The organism is Longimicrobium sp., assembly GCA_036389135.1.
Lineage (GTDB): Bacteria > Gemmatimonadota > Gemmatimonadetes > Longimicrobiales > Longimicrobiaceae > Longimicrobium.
In genome coordinates, this window is the sequence record DASVQP010000077.1 from 38,036 (window position 1) to 63,982 (window position 25,947).

The 25,947-nt window shown below is 70.6% G+C and carries 26 protein-coding genes; 9 read left to right on the forward strand and 17 right to left on the reverse strand.

Annotation, left to right across the window (positions count from 1 at the left end):
* Positions 1 to 77 precede the first annotated feature (77 nt).
* From VF584_18540 to VF584_18580, 9 genes are all read right to left on the reverse strand, one after another.
* Positions 78 to 449 carry a transcriptional regulator gene (locus tag VF584_18540; protein ID HEX8212182.1) on the reverse strand — a complete coding sequence of 124 codons (372 nt, stop codon included), beginning with the start codon at positions 447 to 449 and terminating at the stop codon, positions 78 to 80.
* The gene (locus VF584_18545; GenBank protein ID HEX8212183.1) at positions 442 to 1,068 is read right to left on the reverse strand and encodes a hypothetical protein; all 627 of its coding nucleotides are present in this window, start codon (positions 1,066 to 1,068) and stop codon (positions 442 to 444) included. Before VF584_18545 ends, VF584_18540 begins: the two co-directional genes overlap by 8 nt.
* A gap of 172 nt (positions 1,069 to 1,240) precedes the next feature.
* Complete coding sequence (locus VF584_18550; GenBank protein ID HEX8212184.1) at positions 1,241 to 2,506, reverse strand: ectonucleotide pyrophosphatase/phosphodiesterase; 1,266 nt, start codon at positions 2,504 to 2,506, stop codon at positions 1,241 to 1,243.
* Between the two features lie 13 nt (positions 2,507 to 2,519).
* The gene (locus VF584_18555; GenBank protein ID HEX8212185.1) at positions 2,520 to 3,308 is read right to left on the reverse strand and encodes a hypothetical protein; all 789 of its coding nucleotides are present in this window, start codon (positions 3,306 to 3,308) and stop codon (positions 2,520 to 2,522) included.
* Positions 3,309 to 3,361: 53 nt separating this feature from the next.
* On the reverse strand, positions 3,362 to 3,967 hold the full coding sequence (locus tag VF584_18560; protein HEX8212186.1) for a DUF4276 family protein: 606 nt from the start codon (positions 3,965 to 3,967) through the stop codon (positions 3,362 to 3,364).
* On the reverse strand, positions 3,964 to 5,169 hold the full coding sequence (locus tag VF584_18565; protein ID HEX8212187.1) for an AAA family ATPase: 1,206 nt from the start codon (positions 5,167 to 5,169) through the stop codon (positions 3,964 to 3,966). The genes VF584_18560 and VF584_18565 overlap by 4 nt, the downstream gene beginning before the upstream one ends.
* 147 nt (positions 5,170 to 5,316) lie before the next feature.
* Entirely contained in the window at positions 5,317 to 6,294 is a 978-nt protein-coding gene (locus tag VF584_18570; protein HEX8212188.1) for an amidohydrolase family protein, read from the reverse strand.
* The gene (locus VF584_18575; GenBank protein HEX8212189.1) at positions 6,291 to 7,136 is read right to left on the reverse strand and encodes an alpha/beta fold hydrolase; all 846 of its coding nucleotides are present in this window, start codon (positions 7,134 to 7,136) and stop codon (positions 6,291 to 6,293) included. Before VF584_18575 ends, VF584_18570 begins: the two co-directional genes overlap by 4 nt.
* Positions 7,133 to 8,560 carry an NAD(P)/FAD-dependent oxidoreductase gene (locus VF584_18580; GenBank protein ID HEX8212190.1) on the reverse strand — a complete coding sequence of 476 codons (1,428 nt, stop codon included), beginning with the start codon at positions 8,558 to 8,560 and terminating at the stop codon, positions 7,133 to 7,135. Before VF584_18580 ends, VF584_18575 begins: the two co-directional genes overlap by 4 nt.
* Before the next feature lie 302 nt (positions 8,561 to 8,862).
* Between VF584_18580 and tnpA the strand changes: the two genes are divergently transcribed.
* The gene (gene tnpA / locus VF584_18585) at positions 8,863 to 9,309 is read left to right on the forward strand and encodes an IS200/IS605 family transposase (protein ID HEX8212191.1); all 447 of its coding nucleotides are present in this window, start codon (positions 8,863 to 8,865) and stop codon (positions 9,307 to 9,309) included.
* A gap of 154 nt (positions 9,310 to 9,463) precedes the next feature.
* Here the strand turns inward: tnpA and VF584_18590 are convergent, their stop codons facing one another.
* The 4 genes from VF584_18590 to VF584_18605 form a co-directional block, all read right to left on the reverse strand.
* On the reverse strand, positions 9,464 to 10,162 hold the full coding sequence (locus tag VF584_18590) for a sigma-70 family RNA polymerase sigma factor (GenBank protein HEX8212192.1): 699 nt from the start codon (positions 10,160 to 10,162) through the stop codon (positions 9,464 to 9,466).
* 96 nt (positions 10,163 to 10,258) lie between these two features.
* On the reverse strand, positions 10,259 to 11,344 hold the full coding sequence (locus VF584_18595; GenBank protein HEX8212193.1) for a lysylphosphatidylglycerol synthase transmembrane domain-containing protein: 1,086 nt from the start codon (positions 11,342 to 11,344) through the stop codon (positions 10,259 to 10,261).
* A complete protein-coding gene (locus VF584_18600; GenBank protein ID HEX8212194.1) occupies positions 11,341 to 12,477 on the reverse strand; it encodes a glycosyltransferase family 1 protein in 1,137 nt (378 codons plus the stop codon). The genes VF584_18595 and VF584_18600 overlap by 4 nt, the downstream gene beginning before the upstream one ends.
* A 193-nt stretch (positions 12,478 to 12,670) precedes the next feature.
* Positions 12,671 to 13,396 (reverse strand): hypothetical protein, encoded by a 726-nt coding sequence (locus VF584_18605; protein ID HEX8212195.1) that lies wholly within the window; start codon positions 13,394 to 13,396, stop codon positions 12,671 to 12,673.
* A gap of 230 nt (positions 13,397 to 13,626) precedes the next feature.
* Between VF584_18605 and VF584_18610 the strand changes: the two genes are divergently transcribed.
* On the forward strand, positions 13,627 to 14,391 hold the full coding sequence (locus VF584_18610) for a hypothetical protein (protein ID HEX8212196.1): 765 nt from the start codon (positions 13,627 to 13,629) through the stop codon (positions 14,389 to 14,391).
* A 57-nt stretch (positions 14,392 to 14,448) separates the two neighbouring features.
* Here the strand turns inward: VF584_18610 and VF584_18615 are convergent, their stop codons facing one another.
* Positions 14,449 to 14,676, reverse strand: a complete 228-nt coding sequence (locus VF584_18615; protein ID HEX8212197.1) for a hypothetical protein — start codon at positions 14,674 to 14,676, stop codon at positions 14,449 to 14,451.
* 215 nt (positions 14,677 to 14,891) lie between these two features.
* Between VF584_18615 and VF584_18620 the strand changes: the two genes are divergently transcribed.
* Both VF584_18620 and VF584_18625 read left to right on the forward strand, forming a co-directional pair.
* Entirely contained in the window at positions 14,892 to 15,164 is a 273-nt protein-coding gene (locus VF584_18620) for a hypothetical protein (protein ID HEX8212198.1), read from the forward strand.
* 55 nt (positions 15,165 to 15,219) lie between these two features.
* The gene (locus tag VF584_18625; protein ID HEX8212199.1) at positions 15,220 to 15,393 is read left to right on the forward strand and encodes an FmdB family zinc ribbon protein; all 174 of its coding nucleotides are present in this window, start codon (positions 15,220 to 15,222) and stop codon (positions 15,391 to 15,393) included.
* A 781-nt stretch (positions 15,394 to 16,174) separates the two neighbouring features.
* On the opposite strand, the gene VF584_18630 is transcribed toward VF584_18625, so the two are convergent.
* Both VF584_18630 and VF584_18635 read right to left on the reverse strand, forming a co-directional pair.
* On the reverse strand, positions 16,175 to 18,715 hold the full coding sequence (locus VF584_18630) for an ABC transporter permease (protein HEX8212200.1): 2,541 nt from the start codon (positions 18,713 to 18,715) through the stop codon (positions 16,175 to 16,177).
* On the reverse strand, positions 18,712 to 19,851 hold the full coding sequence (locus VF584_18635) for a serine hydrolase domain-containing protein (GenBank protein HEX8212201.1): 1,140 nt from the start codon (positions 19,849 to 19,851) through the stop codon (positions 18,712 to 18,714). The genes VF584_18630 and VF584_18635 overlap by 4 nt, the downstream gene beginning before the upstream one ends.
* A 189-nt stretch (positions 19,852 to 20,040) precedes the next feature.
* Here VF584_18635 and VF584_18640 point away from each other — a divergent pair, with 189 nt between their 5' ends.
* From VF584_18640 to VF584_18655, 4 genes are all read left to right on the forward strand, one after another.
* Complete coding sequence (locus VF584_18640; protein HEX8212202.1) at positions 20,041 to 21,042, forward strand: histidine kinase; 1,002 nt, start codon at positions 20,041 to 20,043, stop codon at positions 21,040 to 21,042.
* Positions 21,039 to 21,776: a LytTR family DNA-binding domain-containing protein gene (locus tag VF584_18645; GenBank protein ID HEX8212203.1), complete on the forward strand. Its 738-nt coding sequence runs from the start codon at positions 21,039 to 21,041 to the stop codon at positions 21,774 to 21,776. Before VF584_18640 ends, VF584_18645 begins: the two co-directional genes overlap by 4 nt.
* Before the next feature lie 608 nt (positions 21,777 to 22,384).
* A complete protein-coding gene (locus VF584_18650; protein ID HEX8212204.1) occupies positions 22,385 to 23,770 on the forward strand; it encodes a pre-peptidase C-terminal domain-containing protein in 1,386 nt (461 codons plus the stop codon).
* Positions 23,771 to 23,787: 17 nt separating this feature from the next.
* Entirely contained in the window at positions 23,788 to 24,012 is a 225-nt protein-coding gene (locus VF584_18655) for a hypothetical protein (protein HEX8212205.1), read from the forward strand.
* Positions 24,013 to 24,088: 76 nt separating this feature from the next.
* Here VF584_18655 and VF584_18660 read toward each other — a convergent pair whose 3' ends face one another.
* The gene (locus VF584_18660) at positions 24,089 to 24,505 is read right to left on the reverse strand and encodes a hypothetical protein (protein HEX8212206.1); all 417 of its coding nucleotides are present in this window, start codon (positions 24,503 to 24,505) and stop codon (positions 24,089 to 24,091) included.
* A gap of 235 nt (positions 24,506 to 24,740) precedes the next feature.
* On the opposite strand from VF584_18660, the gene VF584_18665 reads away from it, so the two are divergent.
* Positions 24,741 to 25,745 carry an NHL repeat-containing protein gene (locus VF584_18665; protein HEX8212207.1) on the forward strand — a complete coding sequence of 335 codons (1,005 nt, stop codon included), beginning with the start codon at positions 24,741 to 24,743 and terminating at the stop codon, positions 25,743 to 25,745.
* Positions 25,746 to 25,947 lie beyond the last annotated feature (202 nt).

Here is a 25,947-nt window from a genome sequence, read left to right on the forward strand (position 1 = left end):
CCTCTCGCGGGTACCGAGCGCGCCCAAAGCACTCTGCATTATAAAGTGCACGGGCGTAAAAAAAGGCCGTGCGGCGGTCAGCCGTCCCGCACGGCCTGGATCAGCGCTTCCATGTGGTCGAGGTACGCGGCCAGCGCGCGGCGCCCGGTCTCGGCCAGGCGGAACTCCGTGCGGGGGACGCGGCCCTCGAAGCTCTTGGTGCACTCCACGTACCCCGCCTCTTCCAGCTTGCGGGCGTGCACGCTGAGGTTGCCATCGGTCAGGCTCAGCATGTCCTTGAGCTCGTTGAACGACAGCGACTGGTTGACGGCGAGCGCGCTGACGATCCCCAGGCGCACGCGCTCGTGGATCAGCCGGTCGAGCTCGGCCGCCCCGCTCTCCGCCCCGCCTACGACGGCGCGGAGGGAGAAGTCCTGCCCGTCGCGCGTATCGCGCTTCGCCTCAGCCACCGTACCTCCGCGCGATCAGAGTGCCAAAGAACATGTGCAGCCCGCCGAAGCCGAGCGCCATGTACGCATCGCCCCACGCCGCCGGCGAAAAGAGCGCGGCGGTGCCCAGCGCCATGAAGGTGAGCCCCATCACCGGCACCACCGGCACCGAGAACGCGCCGGCCGTCAGGATCCCCACGCCGAAGAGGAGGAGCCACACCCCCGGCAGCACGGCCATGCTCCCGGTCTTGAAGAGCACCACCGTGAGCACGGCGCCGGCCACCAGCGGCGGCGCCAGCGACAGGGTGAACTTGCGCCCTGGCCCGGTGAGGAGCGGCATCTTGGCGGCGCGCGCCTTCATCGCCGTGGTCAGCACCCCGATGGCGACCGACACCACCGCGGCCAGGCACCAGGTGGCGAGCCACAGCTCTGGCGAGCCCTGCACCGAGGCGAGCCACGCCGCCAGGAACCCGGTCACCCCGATCACCACCTGCCCCCAGCCGCTGACGGCCGTGAAGCTCCCCGCCCGCTCCATCGTCTCGCGGATGAAGCGGAGGTTCTCCATCGCTTTCGCGTGCAGCTCGAGCGAGGGCTCCTCGTCGGGTGTCTCTTCGCGGCGGATCGGGTGGATGGTTGCCATGGTCTCAAGATGCACGGGTTCGGTGCGCCAGTCAAGTGCTTTGCGAAGTAAAGCATGAAGTGTGCCCAACAGAAAACCATCACACAGAGGGCACAGAGGGGGACAACAAGCCGCGGAGAAAACCTTTCTGTTCTTCTTGCTTTGCCCTCTGTGTCTCTGTGTGAGGCCGTTGTTACCTGAGCAGCGGCGCCAGGACCGAGGCGCGTCCGTCGATGGCGGGGTTGGGGCGCAGGCGCAGGATGGTGGTGATGAGCGGGTAGAGGTGCACGTTGTCGAAGGCCGGGACGCGCGTGCGCTGGCGAAAGGCGGGGCCCGCGGCGGCGAAGAAGGCGTGCATCGAAGGGGTCGCTGGGTCGTAGCCGTGGTTGGCGGGGTCGGTGCCGGGCCCGGGACGGCGGACGGCGATCAGGTCGGGAGCTGGCATCTCCACCAGGAGGTCGCCCGCGCGCGGCGACGCGGAGAGGTGGTAGCGCGCCGGGATCTCGGCGCGCCGGTATACGCCGGCGCCGGGGAGCCCCGCGCGCAAGGCCGTGCGAGCCCGCTCCAGCGCGGCCGTGTCGCCGTCGAAGAAGAGCGACGTCGTGGGGCCGGTCCCCACCACCCGCACCCTTTCCAGCGGGATGTGATCGGCGAGGAACCGGGTGCGCCCGGCGCGCACGTCCTGTATCCCGTGGTCGGATACCAGCACCACGTTCACCTCCCGCGCGATGGGGAGCCCGTTGATCCCGTCCAGCAGCAGACCCAGCACCGAGTCCACTCGCGTGACGGCCGCGCGCACCTCGGGAGTGCCGGGGGGATGGTGCCCCTCGTCCACTTCCGAGAGGTAGACGGCGACGAGGTGCGGCCGGCGGTCTGGAGGAAGACGGAGCCACTTGAGCACCTGGTCCATGCGCGCGCCGCTCGGCACCGACTTGTCGTAGCGCGCGTGATAGGTGGGGAGGATGCCCCCGATCGGCACCTGCGAGCCGGGCCAGTACAGCGCCGCGCTCAGCATCCCCTGCCGCTCGGCGGTCACCCAGAGCGGCTCGCCCCCGTACCAGCGCGGGTTCCGCTCCGTGACGAGGTTGCCGACCCTGAACGAGTCGCGGAGCACCGGGTCCCACATCTGGTTCCCCACCACCCCGTGCGTGCCGGGGTACATCCCGGTGATGATGGAGTAGTGGTTGGGGAAGGTCTTGGAGGGGAACACCGGGAGCATGTACGGCGCCGCCGCCCCCTTGCGCCGGAACAGGGCGATGCGGGGCGCGGGCACCGTCTCCACGTAGTCCGGCCGGAACCCGTCGATCGAGACGAGCACCACGTACGGCTTCGCCTGCTGCGCCGGCGCATTGCGCCGCTCCTCCTGCACCACCACGTCGGGTGTCTGCGCCGGCAGTGCCCGGGTGGCCGCCAGCAGCGCCAGCACGGCGATGGAGAAGCGTGTGCGAGACAATGTCATCTCCCTGCCTCCATCAAGGGGCGATTCCGGCGCTCAGCAGCACCCCGGCGTCGGGCGAGAAGCGGGTGAGGCCGGCCACGCCTTCCACCCTGATCCACCGGCGCCTTCCAAAGCGCACCCCCAGCCGCGCCTCGCCCAGCGACTCGTTGCCGCGGATCTCGCGGTGGCCGCTCCCCACCTGCTGCCCCGTGATCGTCAGCGAGGGGACGACGGGGAGGCGGTCGTACTCCGCGCGCACGATGTAGAGGATAAGGTCGTCCTGCTCGAAGTCGGGCCGCCGAGTGGTGTTGATGGTCACGCCCGTCTCCGCCGCCAGCGACGCTCCGGCGCGCGCGACCCGCGCCCCCAGCAGCGCAAAGAAATCGGTGGCGTCGCGGTCCAGCCCCACGCGGTTGTCCGTCGTGGGAATGCGCGTGCCGAAGCGCAGGATCGCCAGCACGCGCGAGTTCTCAGGCGTGAGCCGCAGCAGCGTGGAGACGCGGTAGTCGCCGGAGTCCTGACGCCCGGGCCCCGCCTCGGTGACCGCCGGGTCTGCCTCGGCGAAGCGCTCCTCGTCCTCGAAGAAGCGCCGCACGGTCCCGGCCGCCTCCAGCACCACTCGCCCGGTCCGCCACACCGCCCGGAAGTTCCCGGCCTCCACCAGCGACCCCTCCGTCCCGGCCAGCGACGCGCGCTGCCCCCTGAACGCCCCGCCCCCCACCTCCACCCACACCTCCGGCGCCTCCACGAACGCCCTCCACTCCGTCGGATCGAGCGGCCGCAGCTGCGCCCGCGCCTCTCCCGCCACTGCGAGCGCCAGCATGGCAACTAGTGATGCGCAGCGGAGGTTCATGGGAGCGCGGGTGCGGCGGGGCGTCACGGAGCAGATAGGCGGCGATCAAGCGCTGCCAGGAGCTGCTTGCAGTGCGGTGCGCTTACTTCAGCCGGCTCCAAAAGCTTCAAGATCTCCGGCGCATGGCTTCCTTTCTGGTATCGTCCCTTCTTCGTCCCGCGTGTAGCCTGGTCCAGCCCTTTCAGGACGTCCGCTTTGGGAATCGACTCAACGTTCGGGTTCGCAGGCAACATGCCTTCCGCGAACCCCTGCCCATAGTAGGCAGCAAGCTTGTCGGGTGCCGTCAGGAACCACGATTCCATTGCTTCTACCATCAGATGCACCTGCTCGTCAGATACCGTGTTCAACTTCCACCCGTTCACACGGCTGAGATGTTGGCGAGCAGTCCCCTGAACGGGTTCTTCGGAGTCCACCAGAAGCAAATTGAACGCGTCAGGATGTCGGTCCTCCGCATCGCAGAACTTCTCGTAAGCGCTTTCCCGAGAACCACATGCAATCACGTCCCAGCGTAGCTTCCGCGACCGGGCGCGCAGACGATATCCATCCAGAAACTGGCTGAAGGCCGCGCGGATGGCTGCTTTGCTGTCTCGGTCGCCACCTCCCTCGACGTAAATGCGGATCTCCTTCACCAGCGATTCCCCCCGATCTCTCCGGCACGCCAGACCTCGCCGAGTGAGTACTTCTCCAGCCACGTCGCGAGTCCATCGCGGTCCAAGCGGCGGAGCGAGGTGCCGTCGATGCCGGCTTCACAGACGATTACGCTCTCGGGCTGATCCGAAAGCGCGGAAACCAGAGTGTCGGAGTGCGTCGTAACCACGAGTTGCGTGCGCTGTGATGCGTCCTTGAGCAACTCCGAGACGATGGGAATCACGTCCGGGTGTAGTCCCAGTTCCGGCTCCTCGATGCAGATAAGGGGCGGGGGCGACGGATGGCAGAGGATGGCGAGCAGACTCAGATACCGGAGGGTACCGTCGGAGAGCCGCGGAGCTGGAATTTGCTCGCCACCCTCCTCCTCCACGTAGAGCTGGACGGTTCCGCCTTGGATCTTCGTGATGATACGTTCCGCTCCTTCAAAGAGCCGGCGGAGATACTTCTCCACCTTGTCACGCGTGTCCGGCCGTTGCGCGAGGTCATGAAGCACCAGGACGAGGTTCTTCGTGTCCGGGAGCAAAAAATCCGTCGGTAGATCCGCACCCTGCGGGAGCCGCGCAGAATTGCGCCTCCCGAAGCTCCACTCTTGGAAGAGCGTGATTCCCTCAAACGACGACGCGAGATGCGTCAGTTCTGGGTATGCAACTGGATCTTTACGCTGCGACAGGATGGATTGGTTCGACTTTAGACCCTGTTGTTGTAAATGGATCGTTTTGGGCGCCTCGCCCTCCGCGTCATAACTTCTGATTATGGCTCCATCCCGATCTGATTTGAAAACGGGCTTATACGTGATTGGAAAGCCCGGCCGATGAACTGGGGCGCTGATCGCTTCGGAAGTTATGTCGAGCCGGTAGTTAACCTGCTCAAACTCGAGACTGTACCGGACGTCCTGGTGAGCCAAATAGTTCGAATAGTCCACCCATGCCATGATAGTAGCGCCGCCAGACTTGCCGGCGCCCCTGCGGATGTACTCGCTGACACCGCCGCCTTCCCGAAAGTACGCTGCAAGATCGGTTGGCGCCGCACGCAGAACCCCAAGCGCCTCGATTAGGTTGGACTTCCCAGAAGCGTTGGGGCCTATCAGGACGTTGAGCGGCTGGAGGTCGATCTCCACCCCGGCGCTTCCGTAGGAGAGGAAGTCCGTGAGCTTCAACCGGTGGATGAGCCGTTTGCCTTCCATGATCGTCGCCTGGGGAGATCGCTCGGGTGCAGTTCGTGTCTAAAGGATACATCCCTCCGTTGCCCGCCCGCAAACCGCACGCGCGGAGAAACTGGAGAACCTCCGCGCCTCTTCTCCGCGTCTCTGCGCCTCCGCGTGAGACCGTGTTCAGGATCTCCGCGAGCCGCCGATGTTCGGGAGCACCGCCGCGGCCCGCGCCAGCACCTCGTCCGGCGTGCCGAGTGCGCGCTTGATGGCGACTTCGCGCTGCAGCGGATTGCGGATGCGCCGCAGCTCGGCCACTCGGCGCGCACCCAGGCGGCGGATGTGCCAGACGGGGCTGCTGGGCACCGGGAAGTCGCTGCCGTGCAGGGTGCGCGCGGCCAGCTCCGGGTCGGCAGCGAGGCGGCCGAGGGTGGCGGAGCGCGCGGGGTTGTTCATCCCCGAGTTGTCCGTCCACAGGTGCGGGAACTCGGCCATCAGCGCGCGCAGCAGCGGCGTCTGGTCCGGGTCCCGGCGAAAGGGCACGGGCGCGGCCAGGTGCGCCACGATCACGGGCACGCCCTCGCACAGCGGAAGGCGGATCTTCGCCAGGTCCTTGAGCCCCGGATCGACCTCGGCAAAGGTGTTCTCGCTGCCGCCCGAGTGGACGAGGAGGGGAAGCCCCGCGTCGGCCATGCGGCGGTAGAAGGGGCGGTGCGCCGGGTCGGCGGGGTCGATCCCCTGCGTGGCGGGGAGCCACTTGAGGAGGACGGCACCGTTCTCGATGCACTCCTCCAGCCGGTCCAGCGCGTCGCGACGCGCGGGGTTGACGGACGGGCCGGGGAGGAGCTCCGGGTGCTCGCGGCAGACGCGAAAGACCCATCCGGCCGGGATCACCATCTGCGAGCGCGCCAGGTCTGGCTCCCCACTCGCGTCGCACACGGCGTCGAATCCCAGGGCGACGGCGCGGTCCATCTCGCTGCCGCGGACGTGGGCGGCGAGGCGCGCGGCCCACTCCGCGTCGCCGGTGGGCGAGTCGGGGCGCATCCCGTGGATTCGCCCCAGCGCGCGAAACATGAAGCTGCGCCTGAACTTCGGCGATACCCAGCACCCGCTTCCGCCGGAGCCCACCCCGGCCAGGTGAGTGTGAACGTCGATCTTCACGCCGCCTCCAGCCACTCGGCCACCCTCGCCACCGTCCGCGGCTCGAAGGGCACGCACCAGTGCGGCGCCCGCTCCAGCATCTCCAGCCGCGCGCCGGGGATGCGGCTCGCCAGCAGCTCGCCCTGCTCCGCCGGCACGATGCCGTCGGCCCGGCTGTACACGAGGAGGACGGGAGTGCGGATCCGCTCCGCCGCCTCACCAAGCCGCAGACCTTCGAGCAGCGCCTGCACCCCCGCGACGTACCCGAACCCGCCCGCGGTACCGCGAAATGGGAACGCGCGCCGCTTCAGCGGACCCACCGCGGGGACCACGCCCCACACCCCGTAGTGCTCGCGCTGCGCCAGCGCCGCGCGCCCAAAGAATCCGCGCAGCTCCCCCAGCACCGTCCACCCGATCCGCAGGCGGACGGGCGCCGAGATGACCGCCGCCGATACGACCCGCTCCCATCCTGGCCGCGAAAGCGCGTGCAGCACGAGCGACCCGCCGAGGCTGTGGCCCAGCAGGTGGAGCGGAAGGGGCGGCCCGCCGGCCTCCGCGCGCTCCACCGCATCGGCGAGCGCGTCCTCGATCCGTGCCGGGTCGAACACGGTGGTGCTGTCGCGTCCGTGCCCGTCCAGGTCGAAGGCGAACACCTCCAGCCCCGCCCGCAGCAGCGGCTTGCAGAGGGCGTGGAGGGGATAGAGCGCATCGTTCCCCGCCCCGTGCGCCAGCAGGACGCGCCCCCGAGCGCCGCCCGCGGGCACCAGCCGGAACCCGCGCGCCTGTCCACCCGCGCGCTCGTAGCCGACCGTCTCCATACGCGCCCCGGACGCGGCGAGCCATGCCTCCAGGCGTGCCGTCACCGCGCGGAACCGGCCTGGTGGCGGTCGCCGCTCATCCAACCGGTCGCCTCGGTGTCGGAGGGGGCGGTCTGGCCCTGGCGAGCGGCGGCATCGGCGTCGCGGCCGGACTGGCTCTGCGGGGTGTCCGGCGTGCCGAGCGGCTTTCCATGCGGCGCCAGCTCCGATCCCACCGCGCCCGTGATCAGCCTCGCCGCGCGCTGCCAGGTGAGGTACGACCACGCCCACTGCGAGAAGACGGAGAAGCGGTTGCGGAAGCCGATCAGGAAGAGGATGTGGACCAGGAGCCATCCCAGCCATGCCAGCATCCCGGTGAGCTTCACGCGTCCCGCGTGCAGGACGGCCGCGTTGCGCCCCACCACCGCCATGCTCCCCTTGTCCTTGTATCGAAAGGGGCGCCGCACGCCCCCTTCGATGCTCGCCACGATGTTGGACGCGGCGTGCCTCCCCATCTGCATCGCCACCTGGGCCACGCCTGGGAGGGGCTTGCCGTCGCTCCCGTCGAGGCTCGCCAGGTCGCCGATGACGAACACCTCAGGGTGGCCGGGGATCGACAGATCCGGGAGGATCTCCACGCGCCCTACGCGATCGGTGGGCACGCCCAGCCGCTTCCCCAGCGGCGAGGCGGTGACGCCCGCCCCCCAGATGACGTTGCGGGTGCGGATCGTCTCGTCGCCGATGCGGACGAGCTCCGGCTGCACGTCGGTGACGATGCTCTCCGTCCTCACCTCCACGCCGCGAAGCTGGAGCGCCTCGCGGGCGTAGGCGGAGAGCTCCTCGGGGTACGCCGCCAGCAGCCGTGGCCCGCCCTCCAGCAGTACGATGCGCGCCTGCGACGGATCGATGCGCCGGAAGTCGCGGGCGATGGAGTGCCGCGCGGTGTCCGCCATCGCGCCCGCCATCTCCACCCCCGTCGCCCCGCCGCCGATGACGACGAAGGTGAGGAGGGCGCGCTGCTCCTCGGGGTCTTCCTCGCGCTCGGCGGCCTCGAAGGCGAGGAGGTAGCGGCGGCGGATCTCGGTGGCGTCCTCGAGCGTCTTGAGGCCGGGGGCGAGCGGCTCCCACTCCGGGTGGCCGAAGTAGGCGTGCGTGGCGCCGGTGGCGAGGATCAGGTAGTCGTAGTCCAGCCGCTCGCCGTCCGTGAACACCACCTGCCTGCGGCCAAGGTCGAAGTCCTCCACCTCCGCCATCAGCACCTCGGTGGACCTCTGCCGGCGCAGCACCTGGCGGATGGGGGAGGCGATGTCCGCGGGGGACAGGGTGGCGGTGGCGACCTGGTAGAGGAGCGGCTGAAAGATGTGATGGTTGCGCCGGTCCACCACCGTCACGGTGACGGGTGCCCGGCGCAGCGCGCGCGCCGCCCACAGCCCTCCGAAGCCGCCCCCCACGATCACCACGTGCGGAACGCGCAGGATGCGTGTCGCCATTGTGTCTCTCCCCCACCAGGCTCGATGTAGGCCGTGTCGCCGCGTGCAGCCGTGCGCCTCCACAAGTATGGGGCCGCGCGGCGCGCAGGGGCCAGGGCCGGGTGGCCGCTATCGGGCGATGGGGGGCGGGGCGGGGGGAGGCGGGGTATTTGGGTGTGGGGCATTCGATCGCCCGCGCCGAGCACCGGGGGCCGGGGGCCGGGGCACCGGGGGCTGAAGCCCCCGGCTGGAACAACGGGAAGACCGCTGAAGCGGTCTCGTGGGCGGCGGGGGGCGGATCACATCCAAACACACGAGGGGACATGCCGAGCGCGCATACGGAGTTGTACCTGCACATCGTCTGGGCCACGCACCGGCGGCATCCAATCATCACCCCGGAGCTGCAGCCGCGGATCTACGGTGCGATCGCCGACCAGTGCAGGAAGCTCAAGGCGGACATCATCGCCATTGGTGGGATCGAGGACCACGCGCACGTGCTCCTCCGCACCCCGCCAACCGTATCCGTCGCGGATCTCGCCCGTCAGATGAAAGGTGCCTCGTCGCACCTGGTGAACCAGGTGGCCGGCGCGCGCTCCTTCAAATGGCAGGACGGCTACGGTGCGTTCAGCATCTCGCGCTCCATCGTCCCCCGTGTCCGCGCCTACGTCGTCGACCAGGAACGCCACCACCGGGACGGAACTCTGAGCCCTGCCTTCGAGCTCACCAACCCGCCCCCCACCCTGACCCGGCGGCTTGCGAGACCGCTTTAGCGGTCTTCCCGTAGTTCCAGCCGGGGGCTTTAGCCCCCGGTTTTCGGGGTTCCGGCGACGCGCGGCCGCTGGCCCCCGCCCCCCCGCACACAAACCAGCCCGCCCCCCATCCCGGGAAGCGGGCCGATCCATCCATCCATCCGCCGCTACACCCTCACACCGGCACGGGCAGCAGCAGGCGGAACGAGTTGCGGGCGCGGTTGAGGCGGCTCTTGACCGTGCCGACGGGGATGCCGATCTCCTCGGCGATCTCCTCGTAGGTGCGGTCCTCCACCTCGCGCATCACAAAGGGGATGCGGTGATGCTCGTCCATGCGGCCGATGGCCGTGTCGATGGCCTCGCGCAGCTCGCGGCGGTACGCCTCGCGCTCCGGGTTGTGCCCCGTGGCCGCGAACTCCACCGGCCGGGCCGGCGCACCCGAGGCCGTAGTCTCCGGGCGCATCTCCGAGAACGTCGTCTCCCGGCGGCGCGAGCGGTTGCGGAACTCGTTCTTCAGCAGGTTGTTCGCGATCGTGTGGATCCACGTCGAGAACTTCCGGCTGGGATCGTAGCTCTCCCGCGCGCGGTGAATGCGAAGGAAAGTGTCCTGCGTAAGGTCCTCCACCCGCTCCTCGTCGTTGAGACGCTTGCGGAGGAAGCCCTGGATTCGCGGCTGGTAGCGCTCCATGAGGAGGCGGAAACCTTCCTCCTCGCCCTGCGTGTAGCGCTGGAAAAGGTCCTCGTCAGTCATCTCCCGCAGCGGAGCATCGCCGTGTGGAAGACGCATGGAAGGGCGCACACCCCGACTCCGGGAGTCGTCCTGGGCCGCGCCGAACTGCGCGGCGGCACTGGTGAGGTCGATGGCGGTTTTCATGACTTCAATATAAGGGAAAACCCCGCGTTTGTCGAGGTCGGTTCACCGCTGAACGAAAACTGCAAGTGTTTGCACGAGCCGAATTTAACATCCCCGTCAACCCCGCGGCAGGGGGGCCCCGGCGCGGGCCCGGGCGCGGGCGTCGGCCACGTTCATCATCATGAACAGGATGGCGCCCAGCGAGAGCTGCAGGTAGAAGGTCAGGAGGCGCCACCCCCCCGTGGCGATCCCCACGATGCTTGCCGGCAGCAGCGCCGAGTACACCAGGTAGAACGCCGCCTCCGCCCCGCCCGCCGCCCCCGGCGTGGGGACGAAGAGCATCGCCGTGAAGATCACCCACTGCAGGAGGAAGAAGAGGACCGGGTCCACCTCCGCCCCCAGGAAGTACGCCACCGCCGTCGCCACCGAGTAGCGCGCGGACCACTGCACCGCCGTCACCCCGAAGGTCAGCGCGAAGCGCCACTTCCCCCGCTCGCGCACCATGGCGAAGACGCTGCGGAAGTCCTGCCGCGTCTTGCGCGACCGCTGGCGGGTGCGGACGGCGCGGCGCAGGCTCCACCAGCGCACCCGGCGCCCCAGGAAGCCGCGCAGCGCCCCCTGCCAGAGCGCCACCACCGCCACAATCGTCAGTACGACGACGGGGAGCACTCCGGATGCCTCGCCCCGCATCTCGCGTCCCATGCGGCGCAGCACGGGGAGCTCCCACGCGCGCGAGACGATGAAGGCGGCCGGGAGCGCGGTGGCGAAGAAGCAGAGGTCTTCCAGGTAGCCCAGGGTGACGATGGAGGCGGCCTCTCCCTTGGTAACCCCCTTCTGCACCATCATCCCCCAGCGGAACACCTCGCCGCCGGAGGAGGTGGGGAAGACGGAGGAGGCGAGCTCGGCGCCCAGCGTGATGCGGAAGCAGTCGCGGAAGGTGAGCGGGTGGCCGATGAAGCGCGCCCACACCAGGATGCGGATCGTGTTGGTGATCCAGGGGAGGAGCGCCAGCACGATCCCCAGGTACAGGTAGCGCCGGTCCAGCTCGCCGAAGCGGCGGAAGACGCTGCGGTCCGTGGCCGCCCACGAGATCCACAGGTTGAACAGCACCCCAAAGGGCACCAGGATCATCGAGGTGCGGAAGACCCGGTTGAGGCCCCGCGACAGGCGGCTCTCCCCGGCTTCCTCCCCGGCGGTGCTCACCGCTCCGGCCCCCGCGCGATCACCTGCGCGTAGCTGTCGATCAGCCGTCCGTTGATGGCCGACCAGTCGCGATCGCTTGCCGCCACCCGCGCCGCGGCGCCCATCCTGCGCCGCTCGGCGGGGTCGTTCAGCAGTCTCTCGACGTGGTCCGCGAGGTCGGCCGGGTCGTTGGCGCGGGCGATGAAGCCGGTCTGGCCGGGCTCCACCTGGTCCGGCGGGCCGCCACGGTCCACGACGACGGTGGGGAGGCCGCTGGCCTGCGCCTCCAGCACCACGTTGCCGAACGTCTCGGTCGTGGAGGGGAAGACGAAGACGTCGCCCGACGCGTACCAGCGGGCCAGCGCCTCGCCGCTCTGGTGGCCGGGGAAGAGGGCGTCGGGAAGGTCGGCCTGGAGCTGCTCGCGCATCGGCCCCTCGCCCACCAGCACCAGGCGGTGGCGGCTCCCGCGCTGGCGGAGGATGCGCTCCATCGCCACCAGGTCCGCCAGATCCTTTTCGCGCACAAGGCGGCTCACCAGCAGGAGGACGGGGGTGTCGTCGCTCTCCGCGCCGGCCATGCGGCGCAGGTCCGGGTCGCGGAAGGCGGGGGAGAAGCGGTGCAGGTCGATGCCGCGCGACCACAGCTCCGTGTTGCGGATGCCGTGGCCCGCCAGCTCGCGGATGATGCTGTGCGACGGGGCGTACACCACTTCGCACCTCCCGTAGAAGCGGCGCATCATCTTCCACCCCACCTCCTCGAGCCCGCCAAAGCCGTAGAAGCGGAAGTACGAGACGAAGTGCGTGTGGAACGACGACACCACCGGCACCCCGCGGCGCCGGCCGTACTTCTCCGCGCGCACGTTGATGGGGGTGGGGCTGACCACGTGGATCAGGTCCGGCTGGTACTCGTCGAGCCGGGCGGAGGCGCGGTGGCCGATGGGGGAGGCCAGCCGGTAGTCCTTGTACAGCGGAAAGCGGATGTAGGGGATCTCGTGGACGCGGGTGCTCCACGAGATCTCCGGCCCGGGCTTGAAGGGCGAGAAGATGCGGAAGTCGACTCCCCGCTTCTCCAGCGTCGCGAAGAGCTGGGCCAGGGTGCGCGACACCCCGTCCACGTGGGGGAGAAGGCTTTCCGTGAAGTATGCGACCTTCATCCCGTTCCCGGTGCGCTCTTGCGGGCTGGCAATGGGCGCAATCTAAGCAGCGGCTGCCGCGCGTGACAGTGTACTGCGAAGAACCCCAACAGCAGCCTCACACAGAGACACGGAGGATACCGCAAGATGAACGGAAAGGGGTTCTCTGTTCCTTGCGGTTCCCTCTGTGCCCTCTGTGTGAGGCTGTTCCCGGCTACCGCTCGGGTCGCAGCGACGGCTCGGCTTCGAGGGCGCCGCGCAGGCGGCGAGTGTCGCGGCGGAGCGTCTTCATCCCACTGATGCGGTTCATGTAGGCGGCGTGCACGGCGAAGAGCACCGCCGCCGCTTCCGGGTCGCGCCGCATCCGCGGAACGTCTACCTCCTCGATGCGGATATCGCCCAGAAGGGCGCGGCGCATGAAGGGAAGCCCCCGCGCCATCGGCAGCGCCAGCCCCGTCATCGTCTCGCGAAAGAGGCGCTGCCGGTCCGCCTCCGTATCGAGCGACGAGGAGTACGCCGCCAGCAGCGCCCGCAGCGTGTCGTTGCGCACCAACCGCAGCTCTCCCGTGCCCAGGATGGCGCGGTAGTTCCCCGCGACAACCCGGAAGTCCGCGGCCGAGGCCGCGCCGGACATCCAGGCGATCACGCTGTCGGCTGAGGGCGGCGCGTCGCTGCGGGTGAGCGCGTCGATCAGGCGCGCAGCCGCGCTCACCGATGTCGAGTCGGACGCGATGACGGCGTCCAGCCGCGCCTCGTTCTCCCGCGTGTCGGCCAGGAGCTGCCGCAGGTAGTCGCGCTCGCGCCCGCGCTCCTGGTGCCCGTCCCACCACGCCTGCGCGCCCAGTGCGCAGAGCACGCCGGCCACGATGATGGAGAACTCGCGCAGCGCCCCCGTCCACCCGCCCGCCCGCTGAGCCCCTGCTGCGCCCGGTTCGGCCACGAGGGTCATCCTCCATTGCGAGTCGATCGTCGTGCGCGCGCCGCCCGGCCGGCGCGGAAGGAACCAATGCGGCGCTTTCCCGGTAGACCGGTCGTCCCCGCCTCCCCGGCGGCGTGGCATGAGGCGCGGGATGATCGGCTCCGCAATCCGTGCTCCATCGTCCTCGCGCAGCGCGAGCGCGGCTGTCCTTCCCCCACGTTCCCTGCACCTCGCGCGCGGGCATCCCCCGGATGAGTTTCGCTTCCCTCTCGTCCCGCCCGCCCTCGCGCCTCCCCCGCGCCAGCCCCCTCGCGGCATCGGCGGTCGCCCACGCGATCCTTTTCGTTGCGGCCGTGCGGTGGCATCACCCCGCGCACGCCCCGAAGATGCGGCCGGCCGCGCCGCGGCAGGAGGTGGTGTGGATCGACTTCCCCGCACCGGACGCGCTCGCGCTGCCCGGGCTGGGCGGAGTCGCGGGACAGGGGCGGGCGCCGGGATCGCCACGCATCACGCCCGAAACGCGGGTGGCGGCACGGACGACGGCCGTGGAGACCAGCGCCGCCGCGCCCGCCGCGAGTCAGGGCCCGGCGGGTCCTTCCGCGCCGGCAGCCGCATCATCCCGGCCCTGGAGCGGCGTGCGCGATCCCCGCCTCTACGTGGACACGCGCAGGCTTCCGCCGCCGGAGCGCCCGGACCACGCGCGGCTGGCCCCGGACTTCGCCGCCGCCGTGCGTGCCGACTCCGTGCGCGCGGCCGAGGCGGCGCGGCAGTCGCTCGCGCGGCGGCAGGTCACCGTGTTCGGCCGCCGGGTGACGGTGGGCGGCGACTCCGCGGCCGCCGGCTTCCGCACCGAGGCCATCGAGGCGCGCCGCGACGTGCTGACCATGCCCGGCGACCGGATCATGTGGGAACGCCTCGAGCTGAGCAAACAGGACGGCCAGCAGGCGCGCGACTCCGTTCTCCGGGAGCGTATCCGCGCGACCCGCGCGCGCAACGACGCGGACCGCCGCCCGTAAGCCCGCGCGGCCACATGAGTCACCGATGCCCCGCGTGAGCCATGCGGCCGCCATTGGTCAGAGCCGTTCCAGCACCCTGGCGACCCCGCGCAGTGCGCCCGCGACCGCGTGGAAGACGGGGCGCAGCACCTCGGCCGGCGACGGGATGCGGGCGTGCGAATGGTGGTGCGAGTAGGGGCCCGGCTCCGGCTCGGGCGTCATCACGCCAACGGCGGTGGGGGGAAGACGGTGCGGCGGCTCCAGCCCCCCGCTCGGCTGCGTTTCCGGCGTGAAGTCGTCGGTCATGGTGCCCCCTGGGTCGATGGACGTGGCGATCCGCCCCACCCGGTACGGCTCCCATGCCCGGCGGTTTCGCGACGCCTCTCGACCGGCGGAATGGGCGGGACGGAACTCGGCAGCCGCGTCGGATGTACAACGTTCGTTCAACTTGTGCGTACCGACGATGTAACACAGACTGTGTCAGTCGCACCACGTGTTTCTTTCTTCGCGGATGTTTTCCCGTGCAATCAGTCGAGTTCGCCCGGATCCCGCCCTGGGAGCAGATGCGCGCCCGCGTGGCCGCACACCTGAACGCGAATCCGTTCATCAGGGACGTCGCCGATGGGCCGTCGCTGGAAGCGAGCCGCTTCGGCGTCCGGATGCGCCTGGGCGGTGACGCCGTCTCGGTGATGCGCTTCCAGTGGTACCTCCCGCTGACCGACGAGCGCGCCCTCCGGCTCGCGTCGGACCTGGCGCTCCAGGCCCGCGGCGCACGGGACGAAGCGGCCGCGTAGCCACTTCCGTCCCACCTGGCGGTTTCCCCAACCCCGTTACCGGGGAGGCAGTACCATGCCCGCGTACGAATACCTTTGCGACACCTGCGGCCGCACCGCGGACCATCTGCGCCCGCGCGTCGATCGGGACCGCCCCGCCCGCTGCGGCGACTGGGGGTGCAAGGGGCACCTGGCGCTCATCGCCCCTTTCCACTCCGCGCCCCCGCCCGCCGTACCGCCGCGTCCCTGAGGCGCGCCGCCGGCACCGAAGCCCCTCCTCCGCCACGCGCGGGGGAGGGGCTTCGCGCGTGTGGCAAGGAGCGAACCCGAGGCACCGGGTAAGCGCTACAACGCCGGGCTCGCAGATGCGAGCCCGGCGCTTTTTACCCTACACTGCACAGAATCTATCGCTCCCGAACCGCGCTACCATTTGCGTCGCCGGGAGGTGCCTCCTGCATGGAACTCCGGTAACGCCGCTCGTATCTCACCCACTGCGTTTTGGCGAACAACCAACCGCCGATCGGCCAGAGAACGAGGGAAGAGAGCGTGGCGAGCCAGAACCGGCGTGTACCCAGGAACAATAGGTCAGGCGGCGAGGCAGGAACATACAGGACCGGCACTACAACCCAGCAGATTGCCCAAGTCGCCAGTCCGACGGGCAGCGCGAACCGGCGCCACCCGTATTCGACTGCAAACTTGCGGAAGCCCATCTTGCGGATTGTCGGCCATTCCGCTCGGAACTCCCGAGTCAACGGTGAAACCATCAGCCACCTCGTGATCAAAGCTCCGCGGTTGCCACCGTGACGAAGGGTCGTGGGGGCGCGGATGAAAGTATATCCTCAAGCAACGTTCCGCAATAAAGTCTCAAAAGGCGCGCAGGCAACCGGCTCTTGTGATGCGCCCGAAGCGCCCCCGCTCAGTGCGAGCCGGGGCGCTTCGTGAGTGCCTTCGCCAAATTCGGTTCGTCCTCCCGGAGCCTTGCGCCTCGGCCGGAGCTCAAAGGAAGCCGAGCGCGTACCGGGTCATACACCCTACTCCGCCCTGAGCGCCTCCGTCGGCTCGACGCGCAGGGCGCGGCGGGTGGGGACGACGCAGGCGAGCAGGCACACGCCCAGCATGAACGCGGCGTAGCAGAGCAGGAGCGCCACCTGGCTGGCGGTGAATCCGCCGCCGGACGAGGCGAGGGCCGCGACGGCGATGACGGCTCCGCCCGCGGCGACGCCGAGGCCCACCTGCGTCAGGGGGCGGCGGAAGATGGCGGCCACTACGCGGCGGGGGCTCGCGCCCAGCGCCACGCGCACGCCGATCTCGCGCGTGCGCCGCGCGACGGTGAAGGAGAGCACCGAGTAGATGCCCGCCAGCGCCAGGAGCAGCGCGATGCCGGTGAGCGCCAGCGTGATTCTGAGCCACACCCCCAGGAACCACAGCACCCCGCTCGTGACCTGATCCACCCGCTGCACCTCGGAGATGCGCAGCGCGGGGTCCACCGCCGTCGCGATCTCGCGGAGGCGGGGGGCCAGCGACAGCGGGTCGCCGCGGGCGTGGAGGATGACGAAGAGCGGGCCCGTGCTTCCCGGAGCCGCCGGCAGGTAGAAGCCCGCGGCGCGGCCCTGCTGCGTCGCCGCGCCCATGCCGAGCTCGTCCACCACGCCGACGATCTCGTACCAGGGGCGCGCGTCGTCTGCCAGCGGGCCGCCGCGCTGCTCGCGGGCGAAGCGCACCCGTACGCCGACCGCGCTGCGCCCCTGGAGCACCTGGTCCACGAAGCCGCGGTCCACGATCACGGCGCGCGAGTCCGGGGCGAGGTCGCCGGGGTGGAAGCGGCGCCCGGCCAGGATGGGCGCTCGCAGCACGTCGAAGTACGAAGGATCGATCCGCGCGGTGCTCACCTCGCGCAGCGGAACGACCGCGGGTGGCGTGCGGCCCGGCGCGGGCGGCGGCTCGTCCAGCTCGACGAAGCGCTCGACGTGGCCGGTGCGCGGAAGACGGTCGACGAAGGTGACTCCGGCGACTTCGGGCTCGGCGGCGAGGCGCTGGCGCAGGGCTTCGAGCCTGGCGGTGAACTTCGCTTCGTCCGGCTTCGCGGCCGCGTCCGGCGCGTCCATCTCCAGCTGGGCGGCGAGGTACTGCTCGGCCGCAAAGCCGGCGGGGAAGGAGCGGACGCGCGCCAGCTCGCGCTGCACCACCCAGGTGACGGCCGGGAACGCGACGGTGAAGGCGACCTGCGTGATGATGACGGCCGTCCATACGCCGCCGAAGCGCACGCCGCCGCCGCCCGCCGTCGCCTGGCGCAGGCGTCCACTGAGGCCGCGAGTGATCTTGAGCGCCGGCAGCACGCCCGCGATGGCGGCGCCCAGCAGCGTGAGCCCGCACGCGTACAGCACGGCCGCGGGCGACAGGCGCACGTCGTACCAGAAGGGGAGCCGCCCGAGGTTCCCCTCCAGGAACTCCATCCCCCAGCGCCGCAGCACGATGTACGCTGCCGTGAGGCCGACCGCGGCGGCCACGGCGCCCAGCATGAGCGCCTCCGCGAAGAGCTGCGCGACGATCCGCCCGCGAGTGGCGCCCAGAGCGCTGCGCACCACGAGCTCGGTCTCGCGCGCGGCGGCGCGGGCGAAGAGCAGCAGCGCGACGTTGCCGCAGACGAGCACCAGCAGCATCAGCACGAAGAGATTGAACGAGAGCATGAACGCCTGGTTGCTGGGCGACATCTCCGCGTACGACGAGGTGTACGGCACCACCTGGGGGCGCAGGTGCCGGTGCGTGCCGGGGTGCTGCGCCGCCATGCGGGCGCCGAGCACCGAGAGCTGCACCCGCGCTTCTTTCCAGGAGACGCCCGGTGCCAGCCGGCCGAAGACGGTGACCGGCGGCCCGTCGCGCGGCGGCTGGTGCAGCACGTCGGTCTGGAGCGGGATCCAGGCGTCGTGCGACACGGGGAAGCCGAAGCCCTCCGGCATCACGCCGACCACCGTGGCGTACGCTTCCCCCAGCCGCACGCTGCGCCCGATCACGCCCGCGTCGCCCGCGAAGCGCGTGCGCCACACGTCGTGGCCCAGCACGACCACGGGCGGCGCGCCGGGGCGTTCGTCCGCCGGGCCCAGGACGCGGCCCAGCAGCGGGGCGCTGGGGTCGATGCGGAACGCGGTGGCGGTGATCTCCGCGACCTGCACGGGAAGCGCGTCGCCGCCGGGCGCCACGAGGTTGCGGGAATGGTCGCGGAAGGCGCCGATGTCGGTTACGGTGGTGAGCGCGTCGCGCCAGACGGCGTAGTCGCGAAGGGCGCGGGGCTCGACGACGCCCTCCTCCGCATCCCAGACGCGCACCTGCACGATGCGATGGCCGTCCCGCAGCGGCAGGGTGGGGTGGACGAACTGCGTCACCATCTCGAAGGTGATGGCGCCCGCCCACACCGCGAACGCCATCGCCAGCCCGCCCACGATGGTCAGCCCCGGATGCTTCACGAGCATCCGGCAGCCGAGCTTCACGTCGAGCGGCACGCCGCCGAGCCCCGTCCGCGGCCCGCGCGCGAAGAGGCGGCGGATGCGAGCCCGTAGTTCATCAGACCGGATCATGGCGCAGCCGGGGCGGGGGGTGCGTCGTGGACCACGGGCACGGGGGGGCGGCCGAGCGCGATGCGGCCGATGGCTTCGGTGAGGTTGATATCCGAGCTGAGGCGCCCCGTGGTGTTGGTGAACATCGTCACGGAGAGCCCTTCCGCGGGATACCAGACGTTCTCGCCCGTGTAGCCCGGCGAGGTGCCGTCGTGCACGATGACCGTGCCGCCGCCAGGCGTGGGGCGGACGTACAGCCCCAGCCCGTACGGTACGGCCGCCGTCGCGGCCGCGCCGCGCGGCGTGATCATCGCGGCGTACGAGGCGGCGGAGAGCACCTTGCCGCCGTGCAGCGCGCGGTTCCACCGGGCGATGTCGCCGGCGCTGGAGCAGATGCCGCCCGCCAGCATCTGCGAAGGATGGATGTACGGTGCCGCGACGAGGGTGCCGGCGGGCGTGCGGTGGTACGCCTTCGCCACCCGCCCCGCCACCTCCCGGTCGCCGCACCATCCGAGCGTCGCCAGTCCCAGCGGGCGCGCGATCTCGTCGCGGAGGACGTCGCCGTACGACTTGCCGTACAGCTTCTCCACCAGCACCGCGAGAAGCATGTAACCGGTGTCGGAATAGGCGAACCCCGCCCCCGCCGGCCACCTGGGTGCAGTGGCGCGCGCGGCCATCGCGAACAGCGAGTCGCGCGGCATGTCGTCGCCCGCGCGGCTCATCACGCGCCAGTCGCGCGGCAGGGCGCCGGTGTGGTTGAGGATCTGCTCGATGGTGATGCGGTTCCACACCGGCTTGAGGCCCGCCAGGTAGTGGCCGATGGTGTCGTTCAGCGACAGCCTTCCACGGTCCACCTGCTTGAGCAGCAGCGCGGCGGTGAACTGCTTGCTGATCGCTCCGATGCGGTACGCGGTCGAGTTGTCGGCGCGCCGCTGGGTGGCGGTGTCCGCCAATCCCCACGAGCGCTCGATGGGGGGCTCGTCGCCGCGCGCGACTACGAGCGAGACGCCCGTGATGCCGCGGGCGAGCACCTCCGCCTGGACGAAGGAGTCGATGCTCGCGGCGAAGCGCTCCGGGCTCGGCCGCTGCGCGTGAATCGGCGAGGCGAACGGGAGGGCGAGGAGGCTCGCCAGCGCGATACGGATTGGACGTTTCATGATCGTGACGGATGAAGGAATGGTCGTGCGGCTGCCGCAAATTGGAGTGCCGCGTGACATCCGGAAAGCCGCTTTTCGCCGGATGGCAGATCGGGACCGCCGAATGGCGGCGCGGGCCGTCGCGGGGATGGCGTGCGGGTGGGTATCATCATTCAGCGCTCCGCCATCCCCCCTTTCCCCGATACGCGATTGCTCGCTCTGCACCTGATCCAACAGTCCGTCCGCGAAGCCGTGTCGTCGTTCACCGCGGACGAGATCGCGACCGCCGCCATCCGCATTCCCGCCGGGCTGCTGGTGGCGTTCGTCGTCAGCCGCCTGGTTCGCCGGGTACCGTGGCCGCGGCCGTTCCGCTTCCGTTTCCTGGCGATGCACGTCGCCGCCGCGCCGCTGGCCGCCGCCGCCTGGCTCCTGCTGGCGAGCGCGGGGGAGACGCTGATCTTGGGCGCCCCGTTCGTCGCGCGGCTCGAAGCCGTCCGGCGGATGGCCGGGCCAGGGAGCGAGATGCTGATCATCGGGACCTTTCTTTACGCCATCGTGGCCGGGGTGGCGCACGCCTTCGAGGGCTCCGCGCGCGCCGCCCGCGCCGAGGCCATGTCCGCGCGCACCCAGCTCGCGGCGCTGCGGGCGCAGATCCAGCCGCACTTCCTCTTCAACGCGCTGCACACGGTGGTGCAGCTCATCCCCATCGAGCCGCAGCGCGCCGCCGAGGCCGCGGAGCTCGTGGCGGACCTGCTGCGCACCACGCTGGAGGAGAAGCGCGACGAGGTGACGCTCGGCGACGAATGGAGCTTCGTGTCGCGCTACCTGGCCATCGAGCGGATCCGCTTCGGAGAGCGGCTGGCCGTGCGCTCGGAGCTCCCCGACGGCCTGCTGGGCGAGCGCGTCCCCGCATTCGCGCTGCAGACGCTGGTGGAGAACGCGGTGCACCACGGCGCCGCGCCGCGCGTGGCCGCCACGGAGATCGTGGTCAGCGCCGCGGGGAGCGCGCGTGAGCTGACGCTCTCGGTGCGCAACACGGGCGACGGCCCCGCCCGTGCCGCGGGGAACGGCGCGGGAACCGGGCTGGCGAGGCTGCGCGAGCGGCTGGCGGTGCTCTACGGCGGCACCGCGCGTCTGGCGTGCGGCCCGGCCGCGGACGGCGGCTACGAGGCGGTGCTGGTGGTGCCGCGGCGGCGCGGGAGGGAAGGGTGAAGGTCAGGACCTACGTGGTGGACGACGAGCCGGTCGCGCGCGCCGGCCTGCGCGCGATGCTGCGCGCCTACGACTGGGTGGAGGTCGTGGGCGAGGCGGCGGACGGGGAGTCGGCGGTCACGGGGATACAGGCGCTGCGTCCCGAGCTCGTCTTCCTGGACGTGCAGATGCCGGGGCTGCTGGGCACCGAGGTGCTGCGCCGGCTGGAGCGGCCGCCGTTCGTCATCTTCACCACCGCCTACTCCGAGCACGCGGTGACCGCCTTCGAGCTCGGCGCGGTGGACTACCTGCTGAAGCCGTTCGGCCCCACGCGCCTGGCCGCCGCCGTGGAACGCGTGCGCGCCGCGCTCGGCGAGCCCGCGCCGGCGGACCCCATCGAGCGGCTGAGCGGCGCGCTCGGCGGCGGGCCCATCAGCAGGCTCTTCGTGCGGATCGGCGGCGCCCTCGCCGCCCTCCCGGTGGAGCGCGTCTCGTGGTTCGAGGCCGACGGCGACTACGTGATCGCCCACGACGGCAACGCCCGCCACGTGCTCCATCTCTCGCTGAGCCGCCTCGTCACCCGCCTGGACCCGCGCCGCTTCGCGCGGGTGCACCGCGCGCACATCGTGAACCTGGACCAGGTGCGCGCCTTCAGGCCCGACGCCCGCGGCAACCTGGAGGCGGAGATGCTGGACGGCGCCCGCGTGCCGGTGAGCCGCGCGCGAGCCCAGGAGATCCGCAGCTTGGGGAACTAGCGCGCAGAGACCGGCAGAAACAGCCTCACACAGAGAACACGGAGGGAACCGCGAGCCACAGAGAAAAGGCTCTGGGTTGTTCTCTCTGTATCTCTGTTTGAGGCACGCGGTTGTCAAGTGCTGGCGCAGGAGATCCGTGGCCAGGGAAAATAGCGAGAGCTGTCCGACAATGATCCAGAAGAGGCCGTGCGCGGGCGTGGCAACCGGCACGACTCCGACAGCCTTGCTTCCGACTTACGACACACTTAGTATAGTAATAAGAGAGTGGCGCAAACGTAGCTCTCCTTTGTCGCGAGGGGTTAGAAGGCAGCGCTGCGGGTACTTCCCAGCACTTTTTACCCTGTCGGTTCACGCGCTCTGTCGACCGCGTGCCTATCCCTCTCCATGGACTACGCTCCTACAGAGCCAAATCCGGCAGAACTCTCCAGCGCTGGTCTTCCCAATTTTCGAGTAACACGGGATCGGCGGCCCGTATGGTTCCCACCCGAGGCATGGCGGCAGTGGGCGCGTACATGGGGTCTCTCTTCGCTTGAAGGCACGCGCCGTGGCGCGCTTTCCATCGCCGCCCGGACTCCCGCGCGGTCTTACCACCAACCCCCGCAAGGCCGATGAAACGAACAAGAACAAGCTGGCGCGGCACCGCTCTCGTCCTGCTGGCCGGGATGGCCGCCTCATGCGACGGCGGAAGCACCGGCCCCCGTCCGCCCGCCACCGTCACCGCCACCACGCCCACCACATTGACGGCGACGGTGGCGACCCCCGTCGCGACGCCGCCCGTGGTGCGCGTACAGGACCACCGGGGGCGGGGCGTGCGGAACGTGCCGGTGACCTTTACCGTGACGGGCGGCGGAGGAAGCGTCACGCTCGGCAGCGCCACCACCAATGCCGACGGCGTGGCGAGCGCGGGGAGCTGGACGTTGGGAACCGCCGCGGGAGTAAATACGCTGACGGCGACGGTGGCGGCACTGCCTCCGGTGCAGTTTACCGCCACGGGCACCGCGGGAGCGCCGGCGGCGATCATCAAGGCCGCGGGCGACAACCAGCAGGCACGCGCCGGGTCCCCGGTTCCGGTGGCGCCCTCGTTGATCGTGACGGACGCAATGGGGAACCTGGTGCCGGGGGTGATCGTGACGTTCGTGGTGGCCAGCGGGGGCGGAAGCATCACCGGGGCGTCCGCCACCACGGGGGCGGACGGCCGCGCGACGCTGGGAAGCTGGACGCTGGGCACGGTGGGCATCAACACGCTCACGGCTACGGCAGGCTCCGCCGGAAGCACCACCTTCACGGCCACGGCACTGGACCCCTGCACCACGGCCACCCCGTTCGCCCTGCGCACCCCCTTGAGCGGAACGCTCGCGGCGGGCGACTGCAGGCTCAGCTCGGGGGCGCTCATCGACTTCTACCAGACCAGCTCGTCGTCGGCGATGGTGGAGGAGTTCCTCCTCACCAGCACCGCGATCGACGCCTTCCTCGTGCTGTACGACGCGGCCGGGCGTACACTGGCCTTCGACGACGACGGCGCGGGGGGGGACAACTCGTCCATCCGGGTGATCGCCCCGGCGGGGCAGTACATGCTGGGCACCTCATCGTTCGCGGGCGGGCAGACGGGGGCGTACGAGCTTTCCTCGCGCGCGCTGCCGGCGCGGACCGGCTGCGTAGAGGCCTGGATCGTCCCAGGCGCGACGTTCAGCGGCAGCCTGGCGAGCGGCGACTGCACGCTGAGCAACGCCAGGTACCGCGACGACTATCTCGTGTACCTGCGGGCCGGACAGCAGATCACGATCTTCCAGCGCTCCACGAACTTCGACACGTACCTGATCCTGACGGACGACTCGAACAGCTCTGTGGCGGAGAACGACGACGGGGGGGGAGGCACCGATTCCAGGATCACATACACCGCGCCGCGCGCCGGAGCGTACACAATCCGGACGAGCAGCTACTTCTACAGCGCGACGGGCACGTATACCCTGTCCCTCACCACTTCCACACCTTGAAGAGGCAAACCCTGACGATGCGTACACTACTCATCGCGCTCGCCCTCGCCTGCGCACCCCTCTCCCTCTCCGCGCAGCAGGGGCAGAGCCGCGTGCCGGAGCGCGCGGCCCGCGAAGCCGCGGAGATCCAGGCCCGGCTGCCAGCCAAGGGCACGCAGCCGGCCATGCGTGCGGGCCGTGACGCGCCGATCCTGGACGTGGCCCGCAAGCCGCAGAAGGCCCGTCCCGCTCCGGCTAACTGACGCCGGCGGAGGTACGTGAAAAGAGGGAGCGCCCTGGCCTGGGCGCTCCCTCTTGCTTCGTACCCGCGGGCAGCCGTCAGGCCGCGGCGGCCGCGCGGGGAGCGGCGCCGGTGCGCTCCAGCTGGCGCTCGCGCAGGCGGCCGCCGAGCCAGGCGTACGGCATCACCAGCGCGATGGCGAGGACGTGGTACCAGGCCGGGGCGTGGTCCCACCGCGCGATGCTCCCCGCGATGTTGAAGGCCAGCCCCAGCACGCCCAGTACCAGGGCGTGCGCCATGGGCCGGTTCGGCGCCAGCCGCGCGGCCACGTAGCATCCAAAGATCGCGAACACCGCCACGTACCCCTGCACCAGGAGGAGCACCGGCGTGCTGCCCACCGCGCCCCGAGCGTCGAAGGCGCCCGGCATGACGGCGCGGAGCACCATGTCTCCGCTGACGGAAAGCACACCGATGAGCACGAAGCCGAGGACGACCGCGCCGATGCTGCGCATCATGGGGGAACCTCCAAGAAGGATTGGGGAGCCGCGGGGAGAGGAAACCCGCCGAAGATGCGCGCCGCTCCCGACACGCGCAACGATCCCGTCGCGGCGCGGTGCATCGCCACTCTTCCCCACCGTCCGGCCGCGTCGCATATTGCCCGGCCGGCCTCCGCCTGCTACACCCCCGGCCGTCCATCCCGCCCGACGCAGGCGCATCCCGCGCCCGCGGCTCCCCGCCCCCCGGAGTGCCATGCGCAGCCTCTCCATCGCCCGAGTCCTGTTCGCCGCCGCCATCGCCATCGCCGCCGGCTCGCCCGCCGCCGCGCAGGTGGAGCGCGTAGGGACGCCCATCACCGGGCGGCCGCCGATGCGCGTCATCCCGGTCGCGCCAACGCCGCGCCCGGACGTGCCCCTGCTGATCGGCCTGTACAGCGGGCACGCGATCCGGATCGACAACATGGCCGGCGCGGCGGTGCAGGAGCTCGCGAACGATTTCCGCAGGGGGCCCGAGACGACGGCGCCGCGCCTGGGGCTGGGGCCGCAGGGGCGGCTCGTGGCGCTGATTCCGGGAGGGATTCCGCAGAACCGCGTCCTCCTCCCCACCCCCGGCTGGCAGGTGATCGACGGGCGGCTCAACCAGACCACCGACTTCGACCTGGACGCCTCGGGGCTGGTGATGTACGGGGTGTCGAGCTCCACGAAGCAGATCTTCCGCTACGACATGGCGAGCCGCGACCTGCGCCTGGTGGGCGGGCCGGGGACGGGGCCGGGGCAGCTGGCGTACCCGGAGCACACGGCCATCGACCCGATGGGGCGGATCTACGTTGCGGACGGCAGCCGCATCGTGCGCATGAACGACATCACCGGCAACGGGTGGACGGCGTTCGGGTCGCACGGGGGCGGGAGGGGCCAGTTCAACTCCATCACGGGGCTCGCGGTGGACAGCAAGGGGCGGATCTACGCATCCGACTACTTCAACAACCGCATCGTAAAGATCGACGACATCACGGGTGCCGGATGGGCGGAGTACAGAACCGGGATCAGCCACCCGAGGGGTGTCGCCACGGACATGTTCGACCGCCTGTACGTCGCGCTGCCGAGGTCCGACCGCGTGCTGCGGATGGACGACATCACGGGTGCCGGCCTCAAGCTGTTCGACCTGACACGCGTGCCGGGTTTCACCCGGCCCACGCACGGCGGCCCGGCGTCGATCGTGCCCCTGCGCCCCGGCCGCCGCGACGACATTCCGCGGTAGGTCGCGCGCGTTGGTCCGTGATGGCATGGTTCGTCGCGGGGGCGGACACGGGCAGCCACGTGGGGCAGCCCCTACGGCATCGGTGTGGCGGGCGGGGGTCGAGGCGGGGGCGAGGGTTGGCGCGATGAATCGCGCCCCCACGACGGCATCGGCGCGGCACGCGAACATCCGCCCCCTCTACCGAGAACAGGAGGGCGGAGCC